Raw genomic sequence first — 16,433 nt, forward strand, 5'->3', positions numbered from 1 at the left:
GTTTTCACTCGCGCTCCTCTTCACACTCTGGCGCGATAGCCCACTAGAACCGATACAGTGGGGGTGGGTCGTTGTCGGTGCAATTCTCGTGCTTCCGTGGCTGTACGCCGAATTCCAATTCGATGACTGGCGGTCGTGGCTCCCATCTGTGGTTTTTTGTGCGACGATACTCTTGTTCGGCCAGCAATACGAGCGCGTCGTTATTTCCCTAGTCGGAGGAGTGAGCGTCGGGATGCTTGGCATGTCCGGCTGGAGAACCTACAGACGGCGTATTCGCTCCACGCAGACACAGCGAGACCATCCTCGATAGTCTGCAATCGAATCCTCAAACGTCTGCAACTGGATAACACAAACGCCTATCTGAGTTTACAGAAAGCACATCGTTAGGTAGCTGACAGTTGTACTATGAATCGGCGCAAACTCCTCGCGCTCTCGGGAGCCCTCGCCGCCGCGACCCTGTCGGGATGTACCGGCAGTGGGCAGGCGGACCCGACGACGCAGACCGACACGGAAACCACGACAGCGACGCCGACAGAGATGACCGAAACACCGACCGAAGAACCACCAAACGGCGAGCCAAGCGTGGACGACGATCGATTAGCCGCACTCGCGTCCGGGAACGCCGAATTCGCCCTCGATTTACACGCGCACCTCGCCAGCGAGCAGGGTGGGAACCAGTTCCTGTCACCCTACAGCATCTCAGTTGCACTGGCGATGACCTACGCTGGCGCTCGGGGGGACACGCGCGAGCAGATGGAAGACGTGCTCCACTACACGCTGGGAGAAGACATCCACCCCGCCTTCTCCGACCTCCAGCGTTCCCTCGGAAAACGAGAGACAGCCACCGACCCCGTCGATGGGTCCGAAGTGGACGCTTTCCAACTGGCCGTGGCGAACACGCTGTGGGGTCGAGAGGGCTACCCCTTCTCCGAGGAGTATCTCGCCCGACTGGAGGAGCACTACGGTGCAGGACTCCGCCGGGCAGACTTCACCGGCGACCCAGAAGGTGAACGAACGCGCATCAACGACTGGGTCGCCGACCAGACCGAAGACCGGATTCAGGACCTTCTGCCACGGGATTCCATCTCGCCGCAGACGGTGCTCGTGTTGACCAACGCTATCTACTTCATGGCGGGGTGGTTCCACGAGTTCGACCCCGAGAAGACCGCCGATGGGACGTTCACCGCGCTGGATGGCTCCGAATCGACTGTCCCCCTGATGCGACAGGAGTTGAAGACCCAGTACGCGGACCTCCCCGGTGCGCAGGCCGTCGAGTTGCCCTACGTCGGCGAGGAGGTGTCGATGGTTCTCATCCTCCCCGACGAAGGAACCTTCGAGGAGTACGAGCAGAACCTCGACGCGAGTCGGCTGTTCGGCGTCTTCGAGGAACTACGCACCAGCATCGGAGACCTCGTCTTCCCCAAATTCGAGTTCGAGACCGAGGTGCAACTCTCGAAGGCGCTTTCGGACCTCGGGATGCCCGCTCCGTTCGGCGCAGGCGCGGACTTCAGCGGTATGGTCGCGGGAGGCGACGGCGGACTCCACATCGACGAGGTGTTCCACAAGTCGTTCGTGTCGGTGGACGAAGAAGGGACCGAGGCCGCCGCCGCGACTGGCGTGCTCGTCGAGGAGTCGCTGCCGCCGTCGTGGGGCGAACTCCGATTCGACCGGCCGTTCCTCTTCGCGATTCGCGACCGACCGACAGACGCGGTGCTCTTTCTCGGTCGAGTCGTCGACGCCGGGGAGGCGCAGGGAAGCGAGTAAGCTGTCAGTCAGCAGACTGCTCGGTTCGAGATTCTTGTGTCCGCCGCTCCAATTCGGCGGAGACCTCGTCTGCCCCCGAGGAAGGGAGTTGCCCGCGCAGTCGCCCGGAGACGGCACGCGCGTCTGCTAACTCCACTTCGGCGACGGCGCGGACCAGCGCCACGGCGCGTTCGGTCCGGGTTCGCTGCCACGACTTCTCCCGCGACTCGTAGGTTCGAATCCCGCGGAGGAAGTCGATTTTCGAGAACTCCGGCCAGAAGGGCGCACAGAAGTAGACGGCCGCTTCGTTCCCGTTGGCGTGCCACGGCAGGAAGTTCGAGGTTCGTTCGTCGCCGCCGGTGCGGATGATGAGGTCCACGTCGCGGACGGGTTTGCGCGAGAGGCGTTCGTCGACTGCCTCCACATCCACGTCACTTGGGTCGAGGGTTCCGGATTCGACCGCGCGACACACGTCTCGCGCCGCGCTGAGGAGTTCGGCCCGGCCGCCGTAGGCGAGCGCGATGTTAAGCGTGAAGCCGTCGTAGGCGGCAGTTCGCGACTCGGCGTACTCAACGGCCTCGCGGACGCGGTCGGGGAGCATGTGAACCTCGCCAATCGCGCGGACCGAGACTTCCCGCTCGTGAACGCGGTCCGCGTCGGCGAAGTCGTACAACTTCTGTTCGATGAGGTCGAAGAGCGCTTCCTGTTGTTCGGGCGGGCGGTCGAAGTTCTCGGTCGAAAACGTGTAGAGCGTGAGTTCTTCGATACCGAGTTCTTCACACCATTCGAGCACCTGCTCTGTCGTCTCGGCACCCGCCCGATGGCCATCTGAAGCGTCGTCGCCGTGCTTTCTGGCGTAGCGACGATTGCCGTCCTGAATTATCGCGACGTGGGTTGGTCCGTCTCCGATTTCACGCCGGAGAACGCGCTCGTACGCGCGCTGAAAACCACGTCGAACCCACCCGAGCATATTCGATGAGTAACCTGCGTGACGTATGTTTCTTGTGGGTTCGAACGCACTCAGTGTGCTGCCCGACAGATTCTTGTCCAAATTCGTGAATATACAAACGTTATGGCGGACTCCACGCTCGCCCAGTTCGAGGCGACAGTGGCGGGCCCATCGCTTGAGCGTGCACAATCCGCGGTCGTCACGCTCACGCCCGATGCGCTCGTCGTGAGGGCACCCGACGGGCAGAGCGTGTCGATTCCGCTGTCGGTCGTCTTCGACTTCGTCGTTCGCATCCCCGACGAGGGCGAGACGGAGCGTGAACTCGTCGTCGGAACGACCCAGGACGACCAGCAGAAAATCGTCTCAATCGGCGGTGACGAGGACACTATCGACCGGTTCCGAGTGCTCTTCGCGAAGGCTCTGCTCGCGGATGCCTCCTGTGTCGTCACGGTCGGCGAGACCTGCAAGTCTGGGTCGCTGGCGGTTACGCGAGAGGGGGTCGCGGTCGACTGCGATGGTCGGACTGTCCGCCTCCGGTACGAGAGTATCACCCGGATTAGCCGCGACGAGCAGGCGGTCGTGCTCGGTGCTGACTCGGGGTCGATAGCGGTCGCGTTCGAGCAGACCCGACACCGAAATCTGTTCGTCAGGCACCTGCAGACGACGCCGTCTGTGGAACTCGAATCGACGCACAGACCGACTGTCGTCGTCGTCGACGACGAACCGAACCTCGCGGAGTTGGTCTGCCATCGTCTCTCGGCGCTCGCCGACGGATACGACTACGTCGCGTACGACGACCCGACAAAGGCGCTCGAAGCGACCCAGCACAACGACGTGGACTGCTTCGTCAGCGACTACTCGATGCCCGAAATGAACGGGTTAGAGTTGCTTCGCCGCGTTCGCGACCGCGATGCCAGCCTGCCGTTTATCCTCTACACCGGCCGTGGGAGCGAGACCATCGCGGCCGACGCTATCGGAGCGGGCGTGACAGATTACGTCCCCAAGTCGATGGGCGACGAAGGCTACGCACGCCTCGCACGGCGAATCGAGACAGTCGTCTAAATCGGGGCGAATCGCCACCCGTTTGTACCTCCCCGAGAAGAGACAATCATGAGTGAGACCATCGACGAGGACCTCTACAAGCGCACGCTTGCACTCCTCGAACCGGGCGACATCGAACTTGTGGGCGCTATCATCCACACCGACCTCGCTGGACAGGAGGACCTCGAAATGCAGGAGTTGACCGTCTCCATCAACGAGGTCATCTCCGGACACGCTGACAAAGGCGAGGCGTGGATTTACGCCGGAAACGACGACACGGACTTCTCGTCGAACCAGTTTCAGGGCCTCTCGGTCGACGACGACGAGTTCGTCTGGGAGTGCCAGCAACTCCTCCGCAACGGGACTTTCGACCTCGTGTTCTACTACGAGGCGACTGCCGACCACGACGCCATCGTCGAGGACCTCGCCGACCTCGACCACGTCGACCGCGTCACACCCGTTCCCTGAGCCGGTTTTTCGGGACTGTCCGACTCTCGCGGCGGTCTCTCCATTCTGAGAACAAGCGAGGCGTTTATTCCCCTCGCATCCCGAGACATCTCTATGAAACAGGCGGACGCGGAACTTTCTCCTCTCGACCGCGCCATCGTCAACGCCTTCCAGGGTGGCTTCCCCGTCGTCGAACGCCCCTTCGAACCCGCCGCCGCAGCGCTTCGCGAGCGGGGAGTTGACGTGAGTGCAACGGACCTCTGTGAGCGCGTTCGAACACTCGACGAAGACGGCGTCCTCTCGCGGTTCGGCGCACTCGTCAACGCCGAGGAAATCGGCGGGACGGCGACCCTCGTCGCCATGCACGCGCCGCCGGAGCGATTCGACGAGGTGGCCGAACAGGTAAACGCACACCGCGAAGTCGCACACAACTACGAGCGCGAGCACCCACATCTGAACATGTGGTTCGTCGTCTCCGTCGCCGACGAAGCCCGCGTCGACGAGGTACTCGGCGAGATAGAAGACGAGACCGGGCAAACGACCTACAACATGCCGAAGCGCCACGAGTTCCACGTCGGCGCGAAGTTCCTCCTCGACGGTCCCGTCTCCGACGGCGACCTCGACCTCTCGCACCTCGGTCCCGACGTCGAACCGACCGACGAGCGAACCATCACGCCCGACGAGCGCGACCTCGTCTTAGAGATTCAGGGTGGTCTCCCGATTACGGAGACGCCGTACGCCGACGTCGCCGACGCGCTCGGGCAGGACACCGAGTGGGTCGTCGAGACTATCAAGCGCTTCAATCTGGAGGGGAAGGTGCGCCGCGTCGGCGTCATTCCGAACCACTACGCGCTTGGATACTCGGAAAACGGCATGACCGTCTGGAACGTCCCGGACGACCTCGTGATGGAAGTCGGCCCCGAAATCGCCGCGCTCGACTTCGTCACTCACTGTTACCGCCGCCCCCGCCATGAGGGCGTCTGGCCGTACAACTTCTTCGCGATGACCCACGGCCGGTCCGAAGCAGAAAGCGAAGAGCGAATCGAACGCGTTCGTGAGGTCATGGGGGAGTACTGGGAGGTTGGAGACGACGACTGGGACACCCTCTTTTCGACGCGAATCCTCAAGAAGACCGGAATCAGACTGGACGAAAGAGCAGCAGCGAACACGGAGTGAGATGATTCCACTGGTGCACGACTTCGGCGGTGAGACCATCCTCGTGTTTGGCGGCGGTCCGGTCGGTGCCCGCAAGGCCCGCCGGTTCGCCCGCGAGACGCGAACTGTCGTCGTCAGTCCCGACTTCGCCGACCGCGACTTCGGCGACGCAGAACTCGTCCGAGCGGCACCAGACCCGGACGACGTGACTGAGTGGGTCGCCCGTTTCGAACCCGCACTGGTCGTCGCTGCGACGAGCGACACCGACGTAAACGACGCTATCGTCGCCGCCGCCCGTGACGCTGGAGCACTTGTCAACCGTGCCGACCGGAGCGGTGAGCGGGATGCTGGAAGCGTCGTCGTACCCGCCACAGTCGACGATGGCGACGTGTCGGTGGCGATTACGACGGGCGGGGCGAGTCCGGCGTTGTCGAAGCACCTCCGGGAACGCATCGAAGCAGAACTCGACGGTGCAGGCGCGATGGCCGAGTTGACTGCCGAGATTCGGGCCGACCTCAAGTCGTCCGACATATCCCCGACAGAGCGCCGTGATGCGGTTCGCGCCGTGGTTCGGGACCCGTCGGTTTGGAAGGCTTTACGTAGTGGGGATGCAAATCCCCGGCGAGAGGCAGCGCGCGTGATTAGGGATACACAGCGAGGTGAGTTATGAGGAGCGCAGGTGTCATCTCCGGCGTCAGCGTCGCCCACGACCGGGCGAGCGTCCAAGAGATAGAGTGCGCTTCCGAAGACGACGTACAGACCGTCGTCGATTACCTCCTCGCGCAGGAGGGCGTCACCGAGGCGTTTTCGCTGCAGACGTGTAACCGCGCCGAGGCGTACGTCGTCACCGAGGACGCCGCCGACGGCCGCCGCGCGCTGGACGATTTCGCCCCCGAGGTTCGCGATGGGGGCGTCAGACACATGGACCACGAAGAGAGCCTTCGCCACCTCATGCGCGTCTCGGCGGGGCTCGAATCGTTGGTCCTCGGCGAAGACCAGATTATCGGGCAGGTGAAAGCCGCCATCGAGGCGTCTCGCGATGTCGGCGGTATCGGTCCGATGCTCGAAGACGCGCTGTTGAAAGCGGTCCACGTCGGCGAGCGCGCACGCAGTGAGACGGCAATCAACGAAGGAGCAGTCTCGCTCGGCAGCGCGGCCGTCCGACTTGCACGCTCGGAACTCGACGACCCGATAGAGACGGCCCAGACCCTCGTCGTCGGGGCGGGCGAGATGGGCACCCTCGCGGCGCAGGCTCTCTCGTCCGCGGACGTGGCCGAGTTGGTCGTCGCAAACCGCACGGTCGGCCGCGCCGAAAGTCTCGTCGAAGACCTTTCGGGGGCGACCGAGGCGACGGGCCTCGATAGCATCGAGTCGGCTATCGCCGCGGCCGACCTCGTCATCACCGCGACCAGCAGCCCCGACTACGTCGTCGAGGCGGCGACGCTCGCCGACGCGGGCGAGACGATGCTCATCGACATCGCCCAACCGCGGGACGTCGACCCGGCAGTCGGCGACCTCACGGACGTAGTCGTCCACGACATCGACGACCTCGAAACCGTGACCGACCAGACCGAGGTCCAGCGCGAACGCGCCGCACAGCAGGTCGAAGTCATGATAGACGAGGAGTTCGACCGGCTCTTGGCCGCCTACAAGCGAAAGCGGGCCGACGAGGCCATCAGTTCGATGTACGAGGCGGCCGAGTACGTCAAGCGTCGCGAGGTTTCGACCGCGCTCTCGAAGTTAGAAGCGCAAGGCGACCTCAACGACGAGCAACGCGAGACCGTGGAGTCGCTCGCGGACGCGCTCGTCGGCCAGATTCTCGCCGCCCCGACCAAGAGCCTCCGCGACGCCGCGGGCGACGACGACTGGACGACCATCCAGACCGCGATGCGCCTGTTCGACCCCGGATTCGACGACATTCCGACGCGAAGACCCGACGAACAGGCCGAATCGAAGCGTCCCTCGTTCGGCGCATCGGGGTCGCGCCCCGACCGGAACAGCGACCGGGCGGAGTCGGACGACGAACTGCCGCGACGCGTCCTCGAACAGCTCTCTGACGACTGAGACGCGAGCGCCGCAGTCGCGGTGGGTGGGGCTGCGAACCTTTTTATCCGAATCCGAGTCCAGACCGTCTCGATGTTCGTTTCGCCCACAGACAGGTCGCCTTTCCAGTCTTCTTCGAGTGCTCGTCGCCACCGGTTCGGCCGCAGAATCGCTGCCCGCGTTCGTGCGTGGCGGCGTCGCCGACTCGTCGCCTCGGCACCGCGGCGACGCGTGGCCGACCTCGACGACGTCGCCCGAGCGACGGTCGTCGGGACAGTTGCGGAGGTCGTGGGCGTTGGCCCGGCACTCGAAGCGTGGACGACCGACGCGAACGCCGGACCCGCCGGAGTAGCCAGTGGCCGAGCCACCCGTCCGTTCGTCCTCGAAGACCCCACTGGGGCGGTTCACGTTCGAATCCCGCCCGCCGGTGCCGTCGTAGGCGAACGCGGTGCGTCAGCGGAGACGACCGTCGAATGCGGCGACCGACTCTCTGTCACCGGACAGGTCGTCCGGCGTCGCGACGGTCGGTGGACACTGACTGGCCCGGGATTCGTCCTGCGAAAGCGGTGAACCCGCAGGCGTCGCCAGCGAATCAACACCCACGTCCGCCGAGTCGGCAGAATCCTTATCGGTCTGCCACGCGACATATCCGCTATGGCTGAGGTTCTCTCTCCAGACGAAGTCGACCGCCAACTCGGGGCAGACTGGGAACGCGACGGCGACGAAATCGTGCGCGTCTACGAGTTCGACGACTACCTCGACGGAGTCGCGTTTGCCGCCAGCGTCGGGGAAGTCGCCGAAGAAGAGTTCCATCACCCCGAGATTACGATTCGGTACGAAGCGGTCGAAGTCCGACTCACGAGCCACGAAGAAGGAGGTATCACCGAGAAAGACCTCCGACTCGCCGACCTGTTCGACGACGAGTTCTGACACGCGGGTGATGACACTCACGTACGTGTTTCGGGTGACGTTCCGCCTCGAAACGATGCCGACAGTCGAGACGGAGCCGGCGTCGTTCGAGACGACAGTCCGTGTGACTCCGCCACCGCCCGGTGAGGAAGGCTGGATGCTGTTCCGCGACGTACTCTGGCGCGGCGAGGTCAACGACCCCGTCTACGCCCGGAAACTCGCCTCGTCGTGGGTCGACGCCCCCGTCGAGTCCTGTACCTTCGCGGAGTTGCGAACCGACGAAGCGTCGTTGGACGAACTCAGGGCTGCCGTCGGCGAGCACCTCGACGAGTTCAACGCCGACTCGGTGCGCGACGCGCTGCACAAGTACTTCGGGAGCGCGATTCACGTCGAAGCAGACGACTGAGAGACTCAATCGAGGGGGACAGGGGTGATGTTCAGCGGCGGAATACCTTTATTTGGACGTGACCTAACTCGTAGTCCGAATGAGCCCCTCCACCTACGACTTTTGGCTGTTCGACCTCGACGGCACGCTCGTGGATGCCGATTGGGCGTACACGCGCGACGTGTTCGACCGCGTCGGCGACCGCCTCGGCTACGAGTTCACCGACCGACAAGCGGAAGTTATCTGGCACGGCCTCGGCGGTGCGCGAGACCCGACGCTCCGCGAGTGGGGTATCGACCCCAAGGAGTTCTGGCCGGCGTTTCACCGCGAAGAAGACCCGATGAAGCGGGCCGAAGCCACGTATCTCCACGAGGACGCCGCCCGAATCATCGACGACATCCACGACGCGGGCCGTCCCGTGGGAATCGTCACACACTGCCAGCAGTTCCTCACCGACCCCGTCTTGGACCACCTCGACATCCGCGATTGGTTCGATACGGTGGTTTGCTGTACCGAAGAAACCGGCTGGAAACCGGATGCAGCCCCGGTGAAACAGGCCGTCTCGCAACTCGGAGTCGACGACGGTCTCCGGACCGACGGCGGGACTACGGGCGTCCTCGCCGGCGACGGTGAAAGCGACATCGGCGCGGCGTGGAACGCCTCGTTAGATGGGATTCACATCGAACGCCACGGTCCCGACTTCCGCGGGCGCTGTGTGCTCGGCGACTACCGGGTGGAGACGTTCGACGAACTCGCGCGGTCCTGGTGAGAAACCGGTACCGAAGAGCGGTGTGACCGGCCGTCTGCGTCGTGTTTGGTCGCGACAGCCACGAACAACGTCCCGGCGTTCGCGTCCGTGAACCGAACCGAGTCGAACCGAGCGTCGAGCAGCGAACAGAGGTCGTGTTCTGGATGCCAGTTCGTCGCCGCTTTCGAGAGCGGGTTGAAAAGCGGATTGAGGAGTGAAAGCGGGAGTCGCGGGAACGGGCGCGCGTCGAAGACGACGAACCGACCACCGGGAGCGAGCGCGCCGTAGACACTGTCGATAACCTGCTTTGGATTCGCCATCGCACTCAACGAGAGCGTCGCGTAAGCGGCGTCGAACGACGTACACAACGGAAGCCGAGCGGCGTCAGCGCGGGCGACGTGGACGTTCGCCCAGTCGTCGCGCTCGATTCGCTCTCGTGCGGCGACTGTCATCCCGTCGCTGTAATCGAGGCCGAGAACCGTCCCTTCGTCCCCGACAGCAGCACGCAGCGCGTCGAAGTTGACGCCGGGGCCACAGCCGACATCGAGGACGACGTCTCCCGAATCTAGGTCGAGGGCTGCACGTGCTCGCTCACGAAGGTGTGTTTGTCCCGGGAGAAAGAGTCGAGAGAAGAATCGAAACACGCCCTGGTGGCGACTCCACCAGTCGTAAAGCCTGCGGCCACGGTCGGCGTCAGTCACTGTTCGTTGGTCCGTCTCCACCGTCGTCTATCTTCCTGCCCCTGTCCCGGAGGACGGTGCGGGCGTCACGTCGCGTCGTCGAGCGGGCGTGCGAGAATGTCGCCGGAACTCGTCACTGCGAGTTGAAATTCTCCGTAGGGGAAGCGCACTTCGATACCCGGGCGCTCCGTGTTCTCGACGAGCGGGCGAATCAGCGATTCGAGCGCGTCGGTGTCGATAGACTCGAAAAGCGGGTCTTTGATAGCCGACAGGCCGGCGTACGACTCCACTGCCTCGACGATGACCAAACCGAGTTCTTCGTCTCCGAGCCACTGCCCGATGAGTTCCCAGTCCTCTGCGAGGCTGAGTGTCGCGGTCGAAGCGGCAGTCTCGTGTTCCGTCAGGGCGGCACCGACGGCCGAAGAGCCCATGTCGAGTGCTGAATCGACGTCCTCGTCGTCCGTTTCGACGATACTTCGCACCCGCTGGAGAACCGTCGAGAGGTCGCCCGGTCCCGCTTTCTGAACGTACTCTGTGACGCCCGCAGCGGTCGCGACCTGTTCGACTTCGCCCCAGTCCTTCGCGGTGAACAGGAAGATAGGCATCTCCTCGTTCTCCTCGCGAACTGCTTCGACGAGTGAGACGCCGTTCGGTAAGACGAGTGAGTCGCTCACGACGCAATCGACCGGTGTCGACGGAGACGAGACGATATCGATGGCCTCAGACGCGGATTCGGCGGTGAGTAGGGTGACGGTCTCGACTTCCCGAAACGCCGCCCTCGAGAGGGCGAGCATCCCCGGGTCGTCGTCTGCGTGGAGGACCGTCAACTGAGATTGCATGGTAGTCAATACCATCCAGAAGGATAAAAACGTTACACATTTTTTATATTTCACAGATGGTAGAATTATTCAGTTGCCGAGAATTATACTATTTCTTATAATTATATACCCGATAACTCGTATCCGTCGAGCGAATCGATTACGTCGCTTCCGCTCTTAATGGCCCGTTTGAGGAGTTGTACGCTCGGCTTTTTTACACGGGAGCTGTCGGCGAGGACGCGAACCGGTTGGACGCCGAGCGAGACGAAGCCCATCCCGAGCGAGTCGGCGGTCGCCGCGAGTCCGAGACCAACGTCCGCACGACCCGCCCGGACGGCCCGAGCGGGGCTCTCGAACGCTTTCGTCGCTCGGTCGAATCCCGCGATGGCCTCGACGAGTTCGTGGCGGGTCGTACCACGTTCGTCTGCGAGGTCAGCCACGGCGTTCCCCAGCGCGGTGCGCAGTCCGGAGTTCGTATCGCGGTTGACGAACCGAAGGTCCGAATCGACGAGGTCACCGAGGCCGGACACGTCCGCGGGGTTCCCCGCGGGGACGACGAGGCCCCACTCGCGCGTCCACGACCCGAGTTCGACGGCATCGATCTCACGGTCCATGTCGCCAGCGACGACCGCCACATCGGGGACACCGTCTCGGAGTCGCCGCAGGCCTTCTCGGGTCCCGACAGCGAGGTAGCGCGGCGATGGGACCCGGTCGAGGAGGCGCGAGAGCGCGGGGTCGTCCTCGCCGACACCGAGGAGTTCCGGGGGGCGAACATCCGGCGAGAAGAGTTGGACGTCGACCGACTCGCCCGCGGCGAGGTACTCCACGTCCGGTGGGACTTCGACGACGCCGTCGGCTTCGACGAGGCTCGTCGTCGCCCCGGAGCCTTTGTCCACCGGGTAGACGAGGGTCTCGCCGTCGCCATCGGTCACGAGGCCGACGGGCATGAGTCGCATCCGGCCTTCGGCGTAGCGCTCGCGGACGGCCATCGACCCCTCGATAGTCGCAGTCCGCGGTTCCGGGAGTCCGGCAGCGTCGCGGATGGCGGGCGCGACGAACGTCCGGAAGATAGTGAGCGCGGAGACGGGGTACCCCGGAAGGCCGATGTAGGCGCTTCCCTCACCGAGCGTGCCGACGAGCATTGGTTTGCCGGGCTTGACCGCGACACCGTGGAGGAGCAAGTCGCCGCGTTCCTCGACGACCCGGTAGATAACGTCTACGGCGCTCGCCGAGGTCGAACCCGACGAGAGGACGAGGTCGCACTCCTCGGCGGCCTGTCGGAGTAGGCGCTCCATCTCCTCGTAGTCGTCGCCAGCGTGGGGGTAGAACTTCGGGACGCCACCGGCTTCCTCGACGCCCGCGGCGATAGTGTAGGAGTTCACGTCGTAGATTTCGCCCCGCTCGGAGTGGAGTTCGTCGCCCGGACGGACGAGTTCGTCACCGGTCGAGATGATGCCGACGACCGGTTTGCCGCGAACCGGAATCTCGTCCAGTCCGAGCGCCGAAAGGAGGCCGATTTCGCGGGGCGTGATACGCGTCCCGGGGCCGAGTGCGCGAGCACCGGCGGCGATGTCAGTCCCGGCGGGCATCACACTATCCCCGGGCGCGACGGCGGTGTAGGTCACGAGCGTGTCGTCTCGTTCCTCGGTTCGCTCGACGATGACGACGGCGTCGGCTCCGGGGGGCATCACCGCCCCGGTCGAAATCTCGACCGCGGTCCCGGGTTCGACCTCCACGTCGGGTTCGGTTCCCGCGTGGACCTCCCCGGTGAGTTCGAGTTCGACTGGGTCTGCCTCGTCCGCGCCGAAGGTGTCGCGAGCGCGGACGGCGTACCCGTCCATGCTCGCGCGGTCGAATCCGGGAACGTCCATCCCGGCGTCGATTCGCTCGGCGAGGACGCGCCCGCGAGCCTCCGCCAGTGGAACGGTCTCCGCGTCGGGCGTCAGTTCGAGCGACGCGATGGTCTCGCGCGCTTCCTCCGGCGCGGCGAGGTCGCGGAACTGCTTTCTCATGCGGACCACTCCCATCCCTCGACAGTTACGGTTTCGCCTTCGTCGTATCCCTCCAAGCCCTCGGGGACGACGACCCATCCATCAGAGCGCGCGACGCTGGAGAGGATTCCCGACCCGCTCGTTCGGGTCGGCTCCGCAGTGTGCGTGTCGCCGGCCGCAGCGTCGTCATCGCCTCGGGTGTCGTCATCGCCTCGGGAATCGCCACCGCTTCGAGAACCACCACCGCCTGCGTGGTCGAGTCGGACCCGTGCGAACGTCCGCGTGCCGGGTGAACTCGGTATCTTCCGGGTGAGCGTGGCTTCGACGGTCGGCACGGGGTGGTCGGTGAGCCCGCCGACGTGTTTCAGCACCGGGCGAAGGAACTGGAAGGCGTTGACGATGCAGGCGACCGGATAGCCCGGAAGCATCACGACGGGCGTGTCCTCGACGACCCCGAGTGCGACGGGGTGGCCGGGTTTGAGGGCGACGCCGTGGACCAGTACCTCGCCGAGTTCGGCGACCACGTCGGGGACGAGGTCACGCTCGCCGACAGACGACCCGCCGGTCGTGACGACCACATCGTGGTCGAGGTCCGACTGGATGGCCTCGCGCAGGCGGTCGGCGTCGTCGACGACGATATCTCGATAGCTCGCGTCGCCGCCCCAGCGTTCGACCAGTCGCGAGACGGTCAGCCCGTTCGTCTCGATGACTTCACCCGGCGCGGGGTCGGATTCGACGAGTTCCTCACCGGTCGGGATGACCGAGACGCGCGGGCGTTCGTAGACGGCGGCGTCCTCGACGCCGACAGACCGAAGCAACCCGAGGTCGGAGGGGCGCAGTTCGTGTCCGGCGTCGAAGAGCGTCTCACCTTCGCGGACGTCCTCGCCGCGCTCGCCGACGTTCTTCCCCTCGGCCAGTGCCCGAAAGACCTCCAGTTCGTCGCCGACGCGTTCGGTGTCTTCGACCTTGACGACGGCGTCGGCACCGTCTGGAACGTCGCTTCCGGTGTGGACTCGAACGGCTGTTCCCGGGTCGACTGCCCCCTCGACGACGTGGAGAATCTCCGGACTGCGGCCGCTGGCTCCGTAGGTGTCACTGGCGCGGACGGCGTATCCGTCCATGGCAGCGCGGTCGTATCCGGGGACGTCGGCGGGGGCGACGGCCGGTTCCGCGAGTGCGCGACCGTCGGCATCGACCAGTTCGACGCGTTCTGTCCGCTCGTGTGGCGTGACCGCCGCGAGGAGCGCCTCGCGAGCGTCTGCGAGCCGCGTTCGCTCCTTGAACCCGGCCGTGCGCCGGTCGTCGTGAACCATGGCTCTCCTTCGGTGCCGGAGACAAAAAGCACCGGCCTCGCCCGGACAGTGGCGGTCGGTTTTGCCGCATCATTCCCCCGCGAGCATGTGGGGGACCGTCGGGTTTTTCGACCCTCCCTCCTAAGGACCGTTCATGTCAACACTGCGCGACGCGCTGTCCGAACTGCCGGACGCGGTGTTCGCCGACCTGTTGGAGTCCGAAACAGCGTACCTGTTGGTCCTCGACCTCCCCGGAGTGACCGCAGAGACCGCGGAACTCCGCGTAGAGAAGGGACGACTGGTCGTCGAAGCGCGACGCGACAAGCATCTCCCGGCGGAGTTCGACTACGTCCGCGAGGAGCGCCCGCTGTTCCTCGACGCCGAACTCCCGCTGCCGCCGGATGCGGTCGGTGACGACGCCGAGGCGACGATGGAACGCGGCGTCCTCGAAGTTCGCCTCCCGAAGCGGGCGGCCGCTCCCGAGCGAACGATTCCGATTACCGCCGGCGACGAGTCCTGACGAGGCGGGTGGTCACGCTGGTCAATCTCCGCGCCTATTGGCGGTTCCTCGTCGTCATCTACCAGTTCTTCCCCCTCATCGTCGCGTACACCCGCGACAGGCGGAAGTACGTGTTCTTCGGCGGTCGCAGACGCGTCTCTTCGGAGACGCGAAGCGAACGCGCCGAGATACTGCTCGAGTCGTTGCTGACGCTCGGGCCGACGTTCATCAAACTCGGGCAACTCCTGTCGACGCGCCCCGACATCTTGCCTCCGGAGTACATCGACGTTCTCGGGAGTCTGCAAGACGACGTCCCACCGGCACCGTGGTCCGAATCGAAGGTCGTCCTCGAAGAGGAACTCGGCCCGGTCGACGAGGCGTTCGACTCGTTCGACACCGACCCGATTAGCGGGGCGAGCCTCGGACAGGTCTACGTCGCCGAGTACGGCGGCGAGAAGGTCGCCGTGAAGATTCGCCGCCCCGGTATCGAAGCGTTGGTCGAAGCCGACCTCCGCGCGATTCGGTGGTTGCTTCCGCTGCTCATGCGCTTTATCGGGCAGTCTCGCGCGTTCTCGCTGGAGAACCTCGCCGACGAGTTCGCGAAGACCATCCGCGAAGAGATGGACTACGACGAGGAGGCACAGACGCTCCGTGAGATTCAACAGAACTTCGAAGACGACGACGCAATCGTCATCCCCGAGCCGGTACCCGAGCGCTCCGACGACCGCGTCCTGACGATGGAGTACCTCCCGGGAACGAAGATAAACGACGTCGCCGCCCTCGACGAACTCGGTATCGACCGAACCGAGTTGGCGACGAACCTCCAGCGGACCTACCTCCAGATGATTGTCGAAGACGGCGTCTTCCACGCCGACCCGCACCCGGGGAACCTCTCGGTGATGGACGACGGTCGCATCATCTTCTACGACTTCGGGATGCACGGCGAGGTCGACCCGTTCATCCAGGAGAAAATCGTCGAGTTCTACATCGCCGTCGCCAACCAGGACGTCGACGACATCCTCGACACGCTCATCGAGATGGGGACGCTCAGCCCCAACGTCGACCGGCAGGTGATGGGCGACGTGATGGAACTGGCCATCGCCGACGCCCGCGGCGACGACATCGAGCAGTACCGGGTGAACCAAATCCTCGAACAGGTCGAATCGACCATCTACGAGTTCCCGCTTCGACTCCCTCGAAACCTCGCGCTCGTACTTCGCGTGGCCGGAGTCGTCGAAGGCGTCTGTGTCACCCTCGACCCCAACTTCGACTTCATCTCGGTCGCGACGGACTACCTCACAGAACAGGGGTACCGCGAGGAGAGCGTCCAGAAAATCATCGAAAACGCCGGCCAGCAGGGACAGCAAACGGTCAAGTCGTTGATTCGCGTCCCGCCGAAACTCGAACGCGTCCTCGACAGGGCCGACCGCGACAATCTGACTGTGAACGTCCGGCTCGAAGACAGTCGGGGCGTTCTCGACAAGCTCGCAAAACGGCTCGTCTACGGTATCTTCCTGTCGTTCGGCTTCGTTTCCACGATTATCGTCTACACGCTAGAACCACAGAACTTCGTCGCGGTCGGGGCTGCTGGCCTCCCGACAGCCGCCGTTGCAATCCTCCTGTGGCGGTCCTTCCGTACTCGTTCGGGAATCAAGGCGAAGCCGCAGTTCACCCGACAAAACCTCAGAGAGCGCCGCGAAGAGTAATCAGCGATGAGAATCAGACGCGTAAAT

At 64.4% G+C, this 16,433-nt stretch carries 17 protein-coding genes; 12 read left to right on the forward strand and 5 right to left on the reverse strand.

The window, feature by feature from the left end; translation table 11 throughout:
- The first annotated feature begins 405 nt into the window (after positions 1-405).
- Positions 406-1,764 carry a serpin family protein gene (locus KU306_RS01680; RefSeq protein ID WP_258302680.1) on the forward strand — a complete coding sequence of 453 codons (1,359 nt, stop codon included), beginning with the start codon at positions 406-408 and terminating at the stop codon, positions 1,762-1,764.
- Positions 1,765-1,768: 4 nt separating this feature from the next.
- Here KU306_RS01680 and uppS read toward each other — a convergent pair whose 3' ends face one another.
- Positions 1,769-2,713: a polyprenyl diphosphate synthase gene (gene uppS, locus KU306_RS01685; RefSeq protein ID WP_074794641.1), complete on the reverse strand. Its 945-nt coding sequence runs from the start codon at positions 2,711-2,713 to the stop codon at positions 1,769-1,771.
- Positions 2,714-2,815: 102 nt separating this feature from the next.
- On the opposite strand from uppS, the gene KU306_RS01690 reads away from it, so the two are divergent.
- The 9 genes from KU306_RS01690 to KU306_RS01730 all read left to right on the forward strand — a co-directional run bounded on the left by KU306_RS01690 (position 2,816) and on the right by KU306_RS01730 (position 9,441).
- The gene (locus KU306_RS01690; protein ID WP_258302681.1) at positions 2,816-3,754 is read left to right on the forward strand and encodes a response regulator; all 939 of its coding nucleotides are present in this window, start codon (positions 2,816-2,818) and stop codon (positions 3,752-3,754) included.
- Between the two features lie 48 nt (positions 3,755-3,802).
- On the forward strand, positions 3,803-4,201 hold the full coding sequence (locus KU306_RS01695; RefSeq protein WP_007542626.1) for a DUF5778 family protein: 399 nt from the start codon (positions 3,803-3,805) through the stop codon (positions 4,199-4,201).
- Between the two features lie 93 nt (positions 4,202-4,294).
- Entirely contained in the window at positions 4,295-5,356 is a 1,062-nt protein-coding gene (ahbB, locus tag KU306_RS01700) for a siroheme decarboxylase subunit beta (protein WP_258302682.1), read from the forward strand.
- A gap of 1 nt (position 5,357) precedes the next feature.
- A complete protein-coding gene (locus tag KU306_RS01705; protein ID WP_007542622.1) occupies positions 5,358-6,005 on the forward strand; it encodes a precorrin-2 dehydrogenase/sirohydrochlorin ferrochelatase family protein in 648 nt (215 codons plus the stop codon).
- Positions 6,002-7,399, forward strand: coding sequence for a glutamyl-tRNA reductase (gene hemA / locus KU306_RS01710; RefSeq protein ID WP_258302683.1), 1,398 nt, complete (start codon positions 6,002-6,004; stop codon positions 7,397-7,399). The genes KU306_RS01705 and hemA overlap by 4 nt, the downstream gene beginning before the upstream one ends.
- A gap of 72 nt (positions 7,400-7,471) precedes the next feature.
- Positions 7,472-7,948, forward strand: coding sequence for an E3 ubiquitin ligase family protein (locus KU306_RS01715; RefSeq protein ID WP_258302684.1), 477 nt, complete (start codon positions 7,472-7,474; stop codon positions 7,946-7,948).
- An 84-nt stretch (positions 7,949-8,032) separates the two neighbouring features.
- Positions 8,033-8,308, forward strand: coding sequence for a 4a-hydroxytetrahydrobiopterin dehydratase (locus KU306_RS01720; protein WP_007542616.1), 276 nt, complete (start codon positions 8,033-8,035; stop codon positions 8,306-8,308).
- A 10-nt stretch (positions 8,309-8,318) separates the two neighbouring features.
- The gene (gene lwrS / locus KU306_RS01725; protein WP_074794660.1) at positions 8,319-8,693 is read left to right on the forward strand and encodes an LWR-salt protein; all 375 of its coding nucleotides are present in this window, start codon (positions 8,319-8,321) and stop codon (positions 8,691-8,693) included.
- Between the two features lie 79 nt (positions 8,694-8,772).
- Complete coding sequence (locus KU306_RS01730; protein ID WP_007542611.1) at positions 8,773-9,441, forward strand: HAD family hydrolase; 669 nt, start codon at positions 8,773-8,775, stop codon at positions 9,439-9,441.
- Here KU306_RS01730 and KU306_RS01735 read toward each other — a convergent pair.
- From KU306_RS01735 to KU306_RS01750, 4 genes are all read right to left on the reverse strand, one after another.
- Positions 9,399-10,064 (reverse strand): methyltransferase domain-containing protein, encoded by a 666-nt coding sequence (locus KU306_RS01735; protein WP_258302685.1) that lies wholly within the window; start codon positions 10,062-10,064, stop codon positions 9,399-9,401. The genes KU306_RS01730 and KU306_RS01735 overlap by 43 nt on opposite strands.
- 122 nt (positions 10,065-10,186) lie before the next feature.
- On the reverse strand, positions 10,187-10,939 hold the full coding sequence (locus KU306_RS01740; protein WP_007542607.1) for a response regulator: 753 nt from the start codon (positions 10,937-10,939) through the stop codon (positions 10,187-10,189).
- 101 nt (positions 10,940-11,040) lie between these two features.
- A complete protein-coding gene (locus KU306_RS01745; RefSeq protein WP_258302686.1) occupies positions 11,041-12,930 on the reverse strand; it encodes a molybdopterin biosynthesis protein in 1,890 nt (629 codons plus the stop codon).
- On the reverse strand, positions 12,927-14,222 hold the full coding sequence (locus tag KU306_RS01750; RefSeq protein ID WP_258302687.1) for a molybdopterin molybdotransferase MoeA: 1,296 nt from the start codon (positions 14,220-14,222) through the stop codon (positions 12,927-12,929). Before KU306_RS01750 ends, KU306_RS01745 begins: the two co-directional genes overlap by 4 nt.
- Positions 14,223-14,355: 133 nt before the next feature.
- On the opposite strand from KU306_RS01750, the gene KU306_RS01755 reads away from it, so the two are divergent.
- Both KU306_RS01755 and KU306_RS01760 read left to right on the forward strand, forming a co-directional pair.
- Positions 14,356-14,721 carry an Hsp20/alpha crystallin family protein gene (locus KU306_RS01755; protein ID WP_007542601.1) on the forward strand — a complete coding sequence of 122 codons (366 nt, stop codon included), beginning with the start codon at positions 14,356-14,358 and terminating at the stop codon, positions 14,719-14,721.
- An 8-nt stretch (positions 14,722-14,729) separates the two neighbouring features.
- Positions 14,730-16,406, forward strand: a complete 1,677-nt coding sequence (locus tag KU306_RS01760; protein ID WP_258302688.1) for an ABC1 kinase family protein — start codon at positions 14,730-14,732, stop codon at positions 16,404-16,406.
- Positions 16,407-16,433 lie beyond the last annotated feature (27 nt).

Origin of the sequence: Haloferax larsenii, from assembly GCF_024730625.1 — an archaeon.
Taxonomy (GTDB): Archaea; Halobacteriota; Halobacteria; order Halobacteriales; family Haloferacaceae; genus Haloferax; species Haloferax larsenii.